11 protein-coding genes and 1 pseudogene are annotated in these 13,596 nt (G+C 53.2%); 4 read left to right on the forward strand and 8 right to left on the reverse strand.

Features of this window, described 5'->3' with window-relative positions:
* Positions 1-67: 67 nt before the first annotated feature.
* Positions 68-562, reverse strand: coding sequence for a DUF1153 domain-containing protein (locus ACR0LZ_RS20020; RefSeq protein WP_480751934.1), 495 nt, complete (start codon positions 560-562; stop codon positions 68-70).
* A gap of 41 nt (positions 563-603) precedes the next feature.
* On the opposite strand from ACR0LZ_RS20020, the pseudogene ACR0LZ_RS20025 reads away from it, so the two are divergent.
* Together ACR0LZ_RS20025 and ACR0LZ_RS20030 are read left to right on the forward strand one after the other, a co-directional pair.
* Positions 604-915, forward strand: a pseudogene (locus tag ACR0LZ_RS20025) (IS3 family transposase); the annotation flags it as partial.
* Positions 916-1,046: 131 nt separating this feature from the next.
* Positions 1,047-2,981 carry a caspase family protein gene (locus ACR0LZ_RS20030; protein WP_480751935.1) on the forward strand — a complete coding sequence of 645 codons (1,935 nt, stop codon included), beginning with the start codon at positions 1,047-1,049 and terminating at the stop codon, positions 2,979-2,981.
* Between the two features lie 386 nt (positions 2,982-3,367).
* On the opposite strand, the gene ACR0LZ_RS20035 is transcribed toward ACR0LZ_RS20030, so the two are convergent.
* The 5 genes from ACR0LZ_RS20035 to ugpB all read right to left on the reverse strand — a co-directional run bounded on the left by ACR0LZ_RS20035 (position 3,368) and on the right by ugpB (position 8,490).
* Positions 3,368-4,324, reverse strand: coding sequence for a glycerophosphodiester phosphodiesterase family protein (locus tag ACR0LZ_RS20035; RefSeq protein ID WP_480751937.1), 957 nt, complete (start codon positions 4,322-4,324; stop codon positions 3,368-3,370).
* 5 nt (positions 4,325-4,329) lie between these two features.
* Entirely contained in the window at positions 4,330-5,379 is a 1,050-nt protein-coding gene (locus ACR0LZ_RS20040; protein ID WP_480751938.1) for a sn-glycerol-3-phosphate import ATP-binding protein UgpC, read from the reverse strand.
* A 10-nt stretch (positions 5,380-5,389) separates the two neighbouring features.
* Positions 5,390-6,241 (reverse strand): sn-glycerol-3-phosphate ABC transporter permease UgpE, encoded by an 852-nt coding sequence (gene ugpE / locus ACR0LZ_RS20045; protein WP_480751939.1) that lies wholly within the window; start codon positions 6,239-6,241, stop codon positions 5,390-5,392.
* Complete coding sequence (gene ugpA, locus ACR0LZ_RS20050; RefSeq protein WP_480751940.1) at positions 6,241-7,122, reverse strand: sn-glycerol-3-phosphate ABC transporter permease UgpA; 882 nt, start codon at positions 7,120-7,122, stop codon at positions 6,241-6,243. The genes ugpE and ugpA overlap by 1 nt, the downstream gene beginning before the upstream one ends.
* Positions 7,123-7,188: 66 nt before the next feature.
* Entirely contained in the window at positions 7,189-8,490 is a 1,302-nt protein-coding gene (ugpB, locus tag ACR0LZ_RS20055) for a sn-glycerol-3-phosphate ABC transporter substrate-binding protein UgpB (RefSeq protein WP_480751942.1), read from the reverse strand.
* Positions 8,491-8,621: 131 nt separating this feature from the next.
* Between ugpB and ACR0LZ_RS20060 the strand changes: the two genes are divergently transcribed.
* Entirely contained in the window at positions 8,622-9,575 is a 954-nt protein-coding gene (locus tag ACR0LZ_RS20060) for a LysR substrate-binding domain-containing protein (RefSeq protein WP_480751943.1), read from the forward strand.
* A gap of 2 nt (positions 9,576-9,577) precedes the next feature.
* On the opposite strand, the gene ACR0LZ_RS20065 is transcribed toward ACR0LZ_RS20060, so the two are convergent.
* Positions 9,578-10,225, reverse strand: coding sequence for a response regulator (locus ACR0LZ_RS20065; protein ID WP_480751944.1), 648 nt, complete (start codon positions 10,223-10,225; stop codon positions 9,578-9,580).
* Positions 10,222-11,610 (reverse strand): sensor histidine kinase, encoded by a 1,389-nt coding sequence (locus ACR0LZ_RS20070; protein WP_480751945.1) that lies wholly within the window; start codon positions 11,608-11,610, stop codon positions 10,222-10,224. Before ACR0LZ_RS20070 ends, ACR0LZ_RS20065 begins: the two co-directional genes overlap by 4 nt.
* A gap of 371 nt (positions 11,611-11,981) precedes the next feature.
* Here ACR0LZ_RS20070 and ACR0LZ_RS20075 point away from each other — a divergent pair, with 371 nt between their 5' ends.
* Entirely contained in the window at positions 11,982-13,568 is a 1,587-nt protein-coding gene (locus tag ACR0LZ_RS20075; RefSeq protein ID WP_480751947.1) for an ABC transporter substrate-binding protein, read from the forward strand.
* Positions 13,569-13,596 lie beyond the last annotated feature (28 nt).

Consider the following 13,596-nt stretch of genomic DNA (forward strand, 5'->3'; position numbering starts at 1 on the left):
CTTGGTTCCGGGTTTCTTTCTCATCTCCACTCCTTGGCGGTTACGATGAGCCAGAAACCCTCTCTTATCAAATCGACCTAAACTGTCCCATTGGTGCTGACGTCAGACAGCGATAGCCAAACGACGGGTTCTCCTCGATCATGGACTTGATCGGCGCAATGAACCGATCGTCCAGCTTCGGCGCGGCCTTCATCGGCTTGTAGTAGACCGTGCGGCGCGGAACTCCGAACCAGGTGCAAAGCCTGGAGATCGGCACGGCGTCACCATCAGCGAGAAGGCCCTCATGAAGCGCCCGGAGCTCCAGCATGGCTTCGCCGTAAGCTTCCTGAAGGTCTTTGAGCTGCTTTCCATATTCCTGTCGAACGTCGAGCGGATTGGTCTTCAGGGCGTTCTCCATGCCCTTCTTGGCATCATCAACCCAACTCTCGATCTCTGATGGTGCAAGGTCGTAAGTCCGGCTCGCCTCGGCCACCGTCGTCTTGCCCTGAATGATCTCAACGACCAGCGCTGATTTGCGCCTAGCCGTCCATCGTTTCACTGCCTCTGTCATCGTATCGCTCATTGCTAGGTCCTTTCTTATAGCATGAGCAGGATTTCACTGGCTCGATACAGATGGCCGTAGCTCTGCGGCAGCCTCCCAAAGGCTGCCTCCGCCACACGGACCGTGGCAGCCAAAACTGCGCCCACAATTATCAGAAGCTCTTGCGTCAGCACGGCTTCCAAGTATCGATGAGCGGCAAAGGCAGCTGCTATGACAACTCCGCCTCCGAGACGTTCTTCAAGACGATCAAGGCGGAAATATTCTGGCGAAGATCGTTGCAAACGTGCAGAGACGTCGAACTGGCCATCTTCCAATACATCAACGGCTTCAACAATCCGCGACGGCAGCACGAAATCGGGACAGGTCCAGACTGAACACCCGGCCAGCGATCGAGACCTTGTCAGTTTGTAGTATCAACAGGTAGAACAATCATGGCCGCGATTGGTTGTTTCGAATTCTGCCGATACAACGCCACTGGTTTGTAGACTGTCGGAGCAATGGTCCCGTGATCCTAATCCGCTTGTTATTGGCGTTGGCGCTTGTATCGGTGAATGCTGTTGCGGCATTTGCGGAAAAAAGGGTTGCCTTGGTAATCGGTAACTCTGCTTATCAGGCGGTCAGCCCGTTGGACAATCCGATCAATGACGCATCAGATCTGGCAATTGCGCTAGAAGGGCTGGGATTTGAAGTATTTCTTGGTACGGATTTGCAACAAGCCGAAATGACGGCGATGGCTGACGCTTTTGCATCTGCTGCAGCGGATTCTGATGTCTCGTTGTTCTTCTACGCGGGTCATGGTTTTCAGGTCGAAGGGCAAAACTATTTGCTTCCTGTAGATGCCAAAATCTCATCGGCTCAAGATGTCGTCACACAGACTGTACCGATCAGCGAGTTCATCGCGCGTATGGAGAAATCGAAAGGTGTTCGACTGATTTTTTTGGATGCTTGCCGAGACAACCCGTTTGAAGACTCCGGTTTGAATGTGGGCGGTGACGGACTGGCGCGGGTCGGCAGTTCGGCTGATTTTCTTTTCGCGTATGCCACCCAACCAGACAATGTTGCCTACGACGGAACCGGAAGGAACAGCTTTTTTACGGAAGCTATGCTCAGCCATATTTATACTCCGGGACAGGATATTTCAGATATGATGATTTCGGTGCGCAGGGATGTTCTTGCAGCGACCGGAGGGCGGCAGATTCCTTGGGATAATTCCTCAATGACGCGGCAGTTCCGCTTTGACAACAGTCCGGCAACTGCTTCCGAAGAAACCCTGCTGTGGCAAGTGGCGGCAAGTGCGCAAGACCCAACGCTCATGCAGCTATATATGGATCGCTACCCCCAGGGATCTCACACTGGCGAGGTCGAGGCCTTTCTGGATCAGTTTGAACAGATTGGAGCGCGAACCCGTGCCCTCGCGGTAGAGGATGAGGACGCTCAAGCCGAACGTTTGTGGAAGCTCGCACAACGCAGCCGGATGCGTCCTTTGCTGGAATTCTATATTGAGCAATATCCGGATGGTTCTCATTCAACCCAAGCCAAGCGATTGCTTCAGTCGATTCCACGACCCGAGGATTCAAGCCCTGGTGGAATCTGTGAAAGGCTGGCAACCCATCCTCGCGACCGAACGGCCAGTATCCCTGGTGTTCCGTTTGACCATCTGAAACAAAACGCCATGACGGCCATTCAGGCATGCAGCGCTGCGACCGTGCAATCACCAGATTTGCCCCACTACGTCGCTTTGCTGGCCCGAGCAACAATTGCGAGCGGTGATTTGGACAGGGCTGTGACTCTGTATAAGCAGGCTGCTGAGCGGGGTGACTTGCGCGCTATGGTATCGTTGGCGCAGCTCTATGAAAGCGGAACCGGAGTGTCTCGGAATACGGACCAAGCACTGGCGTTGTATGAACGCGCTGTCGAAGGCGGCAGTTTTGATGCGATGATCAATCTGGCTGTGATTCTGTTCCAAGGTCAAATTGTTGCCAAAGACGAACAGAGAGCGATATCCTTGCTCAAGCGCGCTGCTGATGGCGGTTCCCCCAAGGCAACTTTCAATTTGGGGGTATTGGCGCAGGATGGCATAGCTGGAATACCATCGCAGGCTCTTGGTTTTTTTCAGAAAGCGGCACGCGAGGGCGAATACCAGGGTTTCCTGGCCGCTGCTATTCTGTTGGACGAAGGCCGGGGTGTGCCACGGGATGCGACGCAAGCCGCTCGTACCTTGTTGCGTGGAGCCGCAGAAGATGACGGAACAATCATCAAACAACTGACCCAGGTATCCGACCAGTGGAAACGACAGACAATCATGGAAGTACAAAGACTGCTGCAGGAAGCGGGGCTGTACACCAGTGTGATCGACGGCCTGCCGGGACCGAACTTTACTTCGGCATTGCAGAGCTGGCGCAGTGGCGGTTTTAACCCGCTAGTCCTAGCGGAGAATTAAGCGGTTACATGATTTTGAGACATGGGTTTGGTCAAATCCGACCGAGCTGCCAATTTGCGTGAATCCCACTCCAGGCGCTTAGCGCGGATGCGTCGTAAGCGTCCGTTGAACCCGACCTAACGCGTGCCGCTAGCGGGGGCTAAGTGTCCACCATCGATAGTGGACACTAAGGGGCACTCTATGAGCGGGCGGAAGAAGCGGTTTTGGGCGGATGAGGAGAAGCGCGAGATTTGTGCGCAGGCGGTTACGCCGGTGACTAGCAACTGTATGATCTACAATACCCAAAAGCGACGTAATCGGTTGAGCAGGTTTGCGCGCCTGAATCTTTGCCAAACGTACGCGAATATCCTCGTACTTGTCAAACGCAGCCCGAGCCGAATTCATAGCTATGCCATCTCCGGGCAGCGATCCAGCCACGTGTACCCCCGTTCAATCAAGCGGCGCTGAACACGACCGGGATAGTCCGTGACGATGGAATCGATCTGCAGATCGATCATTTGATCAATGGCTTCTGGTTCGTTAACGGTCCAAACCGCGACGCAAAGATCAAGTTCACGCGCACGCGCCATGTCGGTGGCGGTAATATCCGAGTAGCGCGGGCACCAAAACTGGCCACCCGCCTGGTATACCAAATCGGGTAAACTCACCACCCCACTGCTCAGATCCGGGCCAACCGACTTGGAAGAGTCCTCACCGATCTCGTCTTTGTTTGTGGGTAGCTCAGAAAGGTAGGAAGTCGGGATATCAGGTGCTTGATTGCGACACTCACTCAATAGGTTCCAGTCAAAACTGTGCAAGATTGTTTTTTCTTCTAGATTCGCGGTGCGAATGTCGGCAACGACTGCGGCAACCAAATCCCTGCGCCACTCGAAATCATTCAGAATTTCAGGGTCCGACTTGATTTCCAGCATTAAATGAACATCGCGATGTTCAGGCTGGTTAACTAGATCAAACAGTTCGCTCAGGCGCGGTATACCTATGCCGTACAGAAATGCCTGATCTGGGAAGCGTTTACCATAGTCGCTTTGTCCATCCAATCCTCCTACATCGAACCTCGAAAGCTCTGTCATGGAAAGAGAGGAAATCTTACGCTCTTCTCCGCGCAGCCACTGTCCGTTCGGATCACGAACCATGGCATTGCTAAGTCGGTGATTGTGCGTGACGACAGGAACCCTGTCCCCGCTCATCGCAACATCGAACTCCAATAGCTTGACACCGCAGGAAAGTGCGAACTCAAATCCCGCCAAGGTGTTTTCCGGCAGAATTCCACGTGCCCCACGATGACCGATGATGCGGATGGTTCGGGTATCGCCCGAAAATGCCTTGATCTGAGGAAATCTCATCCGAGTCACATTCGTTTCTCGGTTGCAGGGTCAAACAGATGCACCAAATCCGGATCGATCGAAAACCGCCGAGTTTTCCCTTGATTGATGGTTGTATGTCCCGGAACGGACGCAATCAGTTCTTGATCTGAGTTTTGCAGGCGCCCGTGCAAAAGGGTGTTGGCTCCTAGTTGCTCCAGGAGATCAATTTCCAGTGCGATAGGCCCACCTTCATTCGGGATCAGATGTTCAGGGCGCAGGCCAACGATTGCTTCGCCAGTGAACTGTGTGCCCAACGGAATCGCCGCGTTATTCGGTAAGATAGCCTGACCTTCATCAACCTTGACCTTTACGAAGTTCATGGCAGGACTTCCAATGAAGCCGGCGACAAATATCGATTCCGGTTTGTCATATAGTTCGATTGGTGTTCCGAACTGTTCCACATAACCGCCATTCAACACCATGAGCCGATCTCCCAAGGTCATGGCTTCGACCTGATCGTGAGTCACGTAGATCGAGGTAACACCTAGCCGTTGTTGCAGCTTTCGGATTTCCAAACGCATCTGTACTCGCAACTTGGCATCCAGATTGGAAAGCGGTTCGTCAAACAGGAAAACCTGCGGATCTCTGACGATCGCCCGACCCATGGCGACACGTTGGCGCTGTCCGCCGGACAACTGACGCGGCTTCCGGTCAAGGTACTGTCGGATCTCAAGAATGTCCGCAACGTCTTCGACCCGGCGGGCAATTTCGTCTTTCGGCAGTTTGCGGATCTTAAGGCCGTAGGAGATGTTATCTCGCACGGACATATGCGGATACAGGGCATAGTTCTGGAAAACCATTGCAATGTCGCGTTGCGCGGGTTCCAGATCATTCACGCGTTGATCTCCGATGCGGATTTCGCCTGATGTCACGGTCTCCAGTCCGGCAATCATTCGCAAAAGGGTGGACTTACCACAGCCCGAAGGGCCGACGATGACGATAAATTCGCCATCAGCAATCTTTCCTTCGATGTGGTGCAACACTTCGGTCTGCCCATAGGATTTGACGAGGTCTTTTAGGTGGATTTCAGCCATTGTGGGCACCCTACTTATCTGTTTCCGTCAAGCCCTGAACAAAGAGCCTTTGCATCGCGATGACGACGATAATCGGTGGGATCATCGCCAACAGCGCGGTCATCATGATGATGTTCCAAAGCGGCGTTTGTTCGGCGGCTTCAAGCATCTGCTTTATCGACATCACGATTGTGGTCATCGATGTGTCGGTTGTAATCAGCAGCGGCCACAGATACTGGTTCCAGCCGAAAATGAAGAGAATTACGAACAAAGCCGCAATATTCGTCCGCGACATCGGCAGTAGAATGTCCCAAAAGAAACGCATCGGGCCTGCACCGTCGACGCGTGCACTTTCCAGCAATTCGTCGGGTACCGTCAGAAACACCTGCCGGAACATGAATGTAGCCGTTGCCGACGCGATCAACGGGATCGACAACCCCCAGTAACTGTTCAGCATTCCAAGATTGGCGACAACTTCGAAAGTAGGAAGAATCCGTACTTCGACCGGCAGCATCAAGGTGATGAAGATTAGCCAGAAACTCAGCATGCGGAACGGGAACTTGAAATACACGATGGCAAAGGCCGATAGTAGTGAGATTGCGATTTTGCCGATCGCTATCATCATGGCCATTGCCAGGCTGTTAAGCAACATCAGCCATACAGGGGCTATTTCGGTTCCTCGCAGACCTGCCCCGAACAACGTTTGTTTGAGGTTTTCCCATAGGTAACTCCCCGGCAGTAGAGGTAGAGGGGCTTGGCTCATGCGCAATTCGCTGTGAGTTGCCGCAACAAAGGTGATCCATACAGGTAGCGCAATGGCGACGACGCCCAGGATCAGAACGATGTGGGTGACCAGATTTGTGATAGGTCGGTTCTCGATCATCAGTATTCCACCTTTCGCTCGACATAGCGGAACTGGATCACAGTCATGGCGATGACAAGAACCATCAGGATGACCGACTGCGCCGCCGACCCCCCAAGATCGAGGCCTACGAAACCATCATTGAATACCTTGTAGACAAGAATTGTGGTTGACGTTCCGGGGCCTCCTTGTGTGACTGCATGGATAATCCCGAAGGTTTCAAAAAAGGCATAGACCATGTTGATCACCAGCAAGAAAAAAGTCGTGGGTGAAATCAGTGGGAAAATAATTGTCCAGAAACGGCGCGATGGGCCAGCGCCGTCGATTGCTGCAGCTTCGATAACACTGTTCGGGATCGACTGCATCGCCGCAAGATAGAACAGAAAGTTATAGGCAACCTGTTTCCACGCGGCGGCTAGAATAACAAGAAACATGGCTTGTCCGCCGCTAAGGTAATGGTTCCATTCGATTCCGACGAATTCAAGGAGGTATGGTAAGATACCCAACGTGGGATTGAACATAAAAACCCAAAGCGCGCCCGCCAGAACCGGAGCAACGGCATAGGGCCAGATCAGCATCGTACGATAGAACAAGGCGCCGCGCAGCACCCGCTGGGCAAATCCTGCCAAGAACAACGCAAAGATCATCGAAAGCGCCGCGACGGCCAACGAGAAGTATGCGGTCCGCCAGAACGTCGCAATGTAACTTTTGTCTGACCAGAGCAGTTCATAATTTTCCAGCCAAACGAATTCAGTTCCGAGACCAAACGCGTCTTCGATGAGAAACGATTGATAGACTGCCTGGCTGGCGGGCCAAATGAAAAACACCAAGGTGATGACAAGCTGCGGCGCCACAAGGACATAGGGCAGCGGCGACGTCGGGAAATGCACGCGCTTCAGCATGGCGGACTCCAGATGGCGTCAGACCCCGCAGGGCATTACCCTGCGGGATCAACAAGTTGTATAGTATCAGTTTGCCGTGCGTTCGAATTTGCGCAGCAGATCGTTGCCGCGTTCCACAGCCGCATCAAGCGCCTCGGCGGCGGATTTGTTGCCAGCCCAGACTTCCTCCATCTCTTCGTTGATCACGTCGCGGACCTGAACGAAGTTGCCAAAGCGCAAACCTCGGCTGTTCGGAGTTGGCGTGTTTAGGCTGAGCTGCTTGATTGCGGTATCTGTGCCAGGATTCGCATCATAGAAACCCTGTTCTTTGGACAAAACATATGCGGCGGTGGTGATCGGAACATATCCGGTCTCCTGATGCCACCACGCCTGCACTTCGGGCGAGGACAGGTATGTCAGGAACTTGGCGACGCCGGGATATTCGGCTTCGTCCCGCCCACTCAGAACCCACAAGGTTGCGCCCCCGATGATCGAGTTTTGCGGCGCGTCGGAAACCGACGTGTCCAGCGGCAACATTGTCTGGCCAAATTCGAACTCAGCTTGTGATTTGATCGAGCCGTAATAGGCTGACGAGTTCATCCACATTCCGCATTCGCCATTTGTGAACATTGGCAAGCTGTCGCCGCGACGCCCGCCATACACGAACAAGTTGCCGTCGGACATGGACGCGATGTCGTCCAGACGCGCCGCGACTTTTTCGTTGTTAAAGGTGAATTCGGTGTCAAACCCGGCAAAGCCGTTTTCCTTCGTGCCGATCGGCATATTGTGCCATGCCGAGAAGTTTTCGATCATAACCCAGGATTGCCATCCAAAGGAAAGCCCGCATTTCATGCCGTTGTCGACCAGCTTCTGAGCCGTCTCCTTGACTTCGTCCCAAGTGGCGGGAACCGAAGCACCGGCTGCATCCAGCGCATCCTTGTTGTACCAAAGGACAGGCGTGGAGCTGTTGAACGGCATTGAAAGCAGTTCGCCCTCAGGAGTTTGATAATAGGACACCACCGCCGGCAGATAGTCGCCGCCATCAAACGGTTCACCGGTATCGTTCATCAGTTGTTCCACGGGATAAATGGCGCCCTTTGCGGCCATCATGGTGGCAGTGCCAACTTCGAACACCTGAACGATTGCCGGGTGCTCCTTGGCGCGGAAGGCCGCAATCGCAGCGGTCATGGTTTCAGTATAGTTTCCCTTATATACAGGGACGATCTTATAATCACTTTGCGTCGCGTTGAAGTCCTCTGCAATCTTGTTGACCCGCTCTCCGTTTGTGCCGCCCATGGCGTGCCACCACTGAACTTCGGTCTGAGCCAGCGCGGTCGTTGCCATCGCCGCTGCTATGGAAGACGCTACAAAAATGGATTTGACAGACATTGTTACCTCCCGATGCGTATGTATGACACAGCATTTGAGCAACTAAACCAATAATGCAAGCAAAAGTTTTTTGACAAATAATATAACAAAATATTATCCACAAAGCATCGATACCTGGCGCAGGTGGACGGATGAAATTCAAACTCAGGCAACTCGAAGCCTTTCAAGCAGTGGCGCAGACCGGATCGATGACCCGAGCTGCACAAGTGCTGGAAGTATCGCAACCTGCGGTAAGTCGACTACTGTCGGATTTTTCAAAAACCGTGGCTGTAGATCTGTTCGTTCGCGAAGGCGGGCAATTGGTCCCAACCAGTGAAGCGAGGTACCTGTTATCCGAGGTTGGGCGCATCTTTGACAGTTTGCGCCATTTGGAAGATCTCAACCGAGACCTGTCGGAGCGCACGGCTGGTCACTTGAGAATTGCGTGTCTGCCGGGGTTTGCCACCAGTCATCTGCCTGCTGTTCTTGCCGACTTCTTGAAGGAAAGACCCGGTGTAACGGTAACGCTGGAACCAGATCGGCCAGAGCGCATCCTTGAGTGGATTGTCGGAGAGCAATACGATTGCGGTATCACTGACGGATTTACTGGACACCCCACTGTTGAAAGCGAAGACATAAAAATTCGAACAGTTTGTGTCGTCCCTGAGTGGCATCCTCTAGCCGAAAGAGAAATCATCAACCCGATCGATCTGCAAGCCGAGAAAATCATCCACACTCGTCGGGACAGTAACTTTTTTGGCCATCTGTCGACGGCCTTTGCGGATTATGGAGTGCTGATCAATTCGTGGATTGAAGTTCGACAATTCACCACCGCCTGTATGTTTGTCAGTCAAGGGCAGGGGGTTTCTGTTGTATCGTCTCTGGACGCCGAACCATTTCGCGGAAAAGGATTGGAAATACGGGAGTTCGAACCCAACGTTCCACATCGGCTTTCGATCTTAAAGCCAATTGCGGGAAGCAGGTCATTGCTGGCTTTGGATTTTTTGGATGCTTTTGTAGAAAGCCTTTCACCGTTCCGGTGTGCTGACGAGTATGGTGCGCGAACCCGCACAAGCGGGCGCGCAGGAAAGCCAGCGGGGAAATAGTGTCAGTGGTGGCCCCAATGGCTTTGCGCCAAAAGCGCGGCTTCGGTGCGATTCCGGACATGCAGCTTTTGTAAGATTGCAGTCATATAGTGCTTAACAGTTTTTTCTTGCAGATCGAGGGCCAACCCGACTTCCTTATTGCTTTTTCCCTGCGAGACCAGCCGCAAGATGTCTTCTTCCCGTTTCGACAATGTACCAATGGGGTTGGCCCGTTCAACTGGTTGGCGCGGACGGTTCATCCGAGTCAGAACCTTGGCGGCCAGGGAGGGTGCAACATAGCTGCGGCCCGCTACCAAATCTGTCAAGACCCGGATCAACTCACGCGAGCCAACTCCTTTGAGCACATAGCCTGAAGCACCGGCAGAAAGTGCCGCCAGAATAGAGTCATCATCTTCGGAAACTGTGAGCATGGCAACCAACGCCTTGTGTTCACCCTTGGCTATTTGGGTCAGAGCCCATTGCCCCCCGTCCGGCATGGACAGATCAAGCAAGACCAGGTCGGGCTTCAGACTGGAAGTCATTTCTACGGCTTCCTTTCCGGTCGTCGCTTGCCCGACGACTTCGAAATCCTTACTTTCGTCCAAGGTGCGGGCAACGCCTTCGCGAAACAGCGGGTGATCATCGGCCAATACGACGCGGGTTTTGATCATCTGTGATCTCCTGTTTCAAACATCATGCAAATCTCGCCGCCGCCTTCCTGTCGGTTTGATGTGCGGAAAGTGCCGCCAAGGCTTTCAACGCGGTCGCGCAATCCGCTTAGGCCAAGGCCGAGACTGGGACCATCCGGTCCGAACCCTGTGCCGCGATCCCTCACGGCAAGTGACAACGACTGCTTGTCGCATTTCATTTGGACTTCCAAGCCGGTTCCGCCACCATGGCGCGAAGCATTATTCAGGCCTTCCTGGACAAAGCGATATATACAGATCCTTTCCGCTGGAGATGCATGGAAACTTTCACATTCACATAGAACAGAAACGTCGTGTTCCGAACGGTTCTCATGAGCGCTGACAGCTTTTGCGACAACGTCACAAAGCTGGATATCAGCGATATTGGGCAAAGACAGGCCCTGCGATATGAAACGTACTTCTTCCATGGCCTGTTTCAAGGCCTCGTTGACACCATCAAGTTCGGAACGAGCAGCATCATCGGTTTGCTTTTCGCGCAAATCGTCAAGGCGCAGAGCCGCGAAAGCCAGATATTGCGCCGGACCATCATGCAAATCGGCTCCGATCTGAAGTAGCGCGTGCTCTGTACTGGCCGCCGATCTGGCCGCCGCTTCCTGAACCCGTCGACGCAGATCGAGATTGCGTGCGGACAAAGCTCGTAAATCCCGGAACTGCGAATTCAATCCTGCGCGTTGGCGCTCTATCGTGCGGCTGCCGCGGCGCACGATCAGGTATAACGCAGCTCCGATAGCCGATATGACACCAACCACAGTTGCCCAAGCGGTTTGGCGCGCGGCGACGAGATCGTTACGTAGCTGCGGGTTAGCCTCATAAATCTCCGCCACAGCGATAACTTCGCCGGTCCATACCTCATGGATCGGGGAATAGACCTCCAACAAAGGTAGGCCAAGCGCACTTTCGTTTTCAGCCTCTTCGTCACCAACTTCCTCGAATTCACCGCTCACTTGGCCTTGCCAAGCTGCTTTCAAGGGCGGGGTGACTTCAAACACTCGGTTGATCAGACTGCGGTCTGATGCTTCGACAATGCGCCCGCCTTTTTTCCAGATTTTGTAGGATACGATGCGCTCACCAAGCGGTGTGTTATTGAAAATCTCATCCAGAGCGCGCTGAGCGTTTTCAGACAGCTCATCGCTGTCGGCAAGCTGTTGCGAGATCGGAGAGACAAAGCTCTCCATATAAAGCGCGGTTGCGTTTGCGGTATTGCGGACGACGCTTTCTTCGATCCGGCGAGTGACTATTGCTCCGACGATAAGGGCTGCGAAGACCAACACCACGCCTCCAGTAAGACCAAATTGAGTGGCCAAAGACATATTCTGCCATAGCGAGGCATATCGCCGAATGATTGTCATATACCCATAATCCTCAACACGTCCGACAAGAAAAGGGACTTTGGTCGGAATGTGCGACCGACTGTGGCCATCGATCAGGCGTCCGGTTTTGATCCAGGTTATTCTTGTGATTCCTGATCATAAGGCCCTGCGAGATCTTGAGGCCGGGTAACAATCGTCTCCGTTGTGATTGTTTTTTGTTATTTTCGTTCCAATAGCGCGGAGTCTCGGTCGCTTCCATTGCTCTGTGAAAAATCCCGTACGAATGAGGTTGATATTGGATACAATATACTAAAAACATCATACAGTTTCCCCGTCAGCGAATGTGACCGGGAAGTTGCCTGAATTCTGATGTGCTGAAGCGATCAGAAATAATAACAAGGGAGTAAACAATGAAATCCAAGATTTTAGCGGCAACTGCCGCAATAGGACTGATGGCGGGACCAGCTCTTGCGGGCGGAACGCTTGTCTATTGCTCAGAAGGTTCACCGGAAGGGTTCGACCCGGCGTTGTTCACGGCGGGCACCACGTTCGACGCCTCATCACACCCCATCTATAACCGCTTGATGGAGTTCGAAACCGGAACCACCAACGTAATTCCGGGACTGGCTGAAAGCGTCGAAGCCAGCGATGACGGTCTTGAATACACATTCACGCTGCGAAAGGGCGTCAAATTCCATTCGAATGACGAATTCACACCCACTCGCGACTTCAATGCCGATGACGTGATTTTCACGTTCGAACGTCAACGGCTTGAAGACCATCCGTTCAACAAAGTGAACGGCGGGACATGGGAATACTTCAACGGTATGGGAATGCCGGATTTGGTGAAATCGGTCGAAAAACTCGACGATCACACTGTTAAGTTCACACTGAATACGCCCGAAGCACCGTTCGTGGCCAATATGGCAATGGACTTTGCCTCCATCCTGTCTGCGGAATATGCGCAGGCAATGATGGATGCGGGTACACCAGAAAAGATCAACACCAACCCGATCGGCACCGGCCCGTTCGAAATGGTGGCGTATCAGAAAGACGCTGTCATTCGCTATCAGGCAAACGCCGACTATTGGAACGGAAAAGCCGATATCGACCAATTGATCTTTGCCATTACTCCCGATGCTTCGGTGCGCTACCAAAAGCTGAAAGCGGGCGAATGCCACGTCATGCCTTATCCAAACCCGGCTGATATTCAGGCGATGAAGGATGACCCCGCCATCAATGTGATGGAGCAGGAAGGCTTGAACGTCGGATATCTGGCGTACAACACCACCATGGCACCCTTCGACAATCCCAAGGTCCGCAAGGCGCTGAACATGGCCATCGACAAAAATGCGATCATCGATGTCGTGTTCCAGGGTTCGGGCCAGGCAGCCAAGAACCCAATCCCCCCGACAATGTGGAGCTACAACGAAGCAATTGTCGATGATGCTTATGATCCAGAAGCTGCAAAGGCAGCTCTGGAAGCCGAAGGCGTTTCGGATCTGAGCATGAAAATCTGGGCAATGCCGGTGCAGCGTCCCTACAACCCAAATGCACGCCGCATGGCCGAACTTATCCAGGCAGACTTCGCCAAAGTCGGTGTGGATGTGGAAATTGTGTCCTACGAATGGGGCGAATACCTGTCGCGCTCGAAGGAGCTGAACCGTGACGGTGCTGTTTTGCTCGGTTGGACCGGTGACAATGGGGATCCGGACAATTTCCTGGCAGTATTGTTGGGCTGTGACGGTGTTGAAGCTTCGAACCGAGCGCAGTGGTGCCATGAGCCGTTCGACAACGTCATCAAGCAGGCCAAGCAGTCCACGGACGTAGCCGAGAGGACCAAGCTTTATGAAGAGGCCCAGGTCATCTTCAAAGAGCAAGCGCCGTGGGCCACTATTGCGCATTCGGTCGTGTTCATGCCGATGGTAAACAACGTGAAGGGCTACAAGGTTCATCCGCTTGGTGGACACATCTTCTATGGCGTGAGCGTCGAATAACCATCTGAACCTGAACCGGGGCTGCAAA

Source organism: Ruegeria sp. CI1 (assembly GCF_056536925.1).

Excerpts from the sequence above, each read along its gene's own strand:
- ACR0LZ_RS20020 (WP_480751934.1), bottom strand. The coding sequence starts at position 562 with ATGAGCGATACGATGACAGAGGCAGTGAAACGATGGACGGCTAGGCGC.
- ACR0LZ_RS20035 (WP_480751937.1), bottom strand. The coding sequence starts at position 4,324 with ATGAGATTTCCTCAGATCAAGGCATTTTCGGGCGATACCCGAACCATC.
- ACR0LZ_RS20040 (WP_480751938.1), bottom strand. The coding sequence starts at position 5,379 with ATGGCTGAAATCCACCTAAAAGACCTCGTCAAATCCTATGGGCAGACC.
- ugpE (WP_480751939.1), bottom strand. The coding sequence starts at position 6,241 with ATGATCGAGAACCGACCTATCACAAATCTGGTCACCCACATCGTTCTG.
- ugpA (WP_480751940.1), bottom strand. The coding sequence starts at position 7,122 with ATGCTGAAGCGCGTGCATTTCCCGACGTCGCCGCTGCCCTATGTCCTT.
- ugpB (WP_480751942.1), bottom strand. The coding sequence starts at position 8,490 with ATGTCTGTCAAATCCATTTTTGTAGCGTCTTCCATAGCAGCGGCGATG.
- ACR0LZ_RS20060 (WP_480751943.1), top strand. The coding sequence starts at position 8,622 with ATGAAATTCAAACTCAGGCAACTCGAAGCCTTTCAAGCAGTGGCGCAG.
- ACR0LZ_RS20065 (WP_480751944.1), bottom strand. The coding sequence starts at position 10,225 with ATGATCAAAACCCGCGTCGTATTGGCCGATGATCACCCGCTGTTTCGC.
- ACR0LZ_RS20070 (WP_480751945.1), bottom strand. The coding sequence starts at position 11,610 with ATGACAATCATTCGGCGATATGCCTCGCTATGGCAGAATATGTCTTTG.
- ACR0LZ_RS20075 (WP_480751947.1), top strand. The coding sequence starts at position 11,982 with ATGAAATCCAAGATTTTAGCGGCAACTGCCGCAATAGGACTGATGGCG.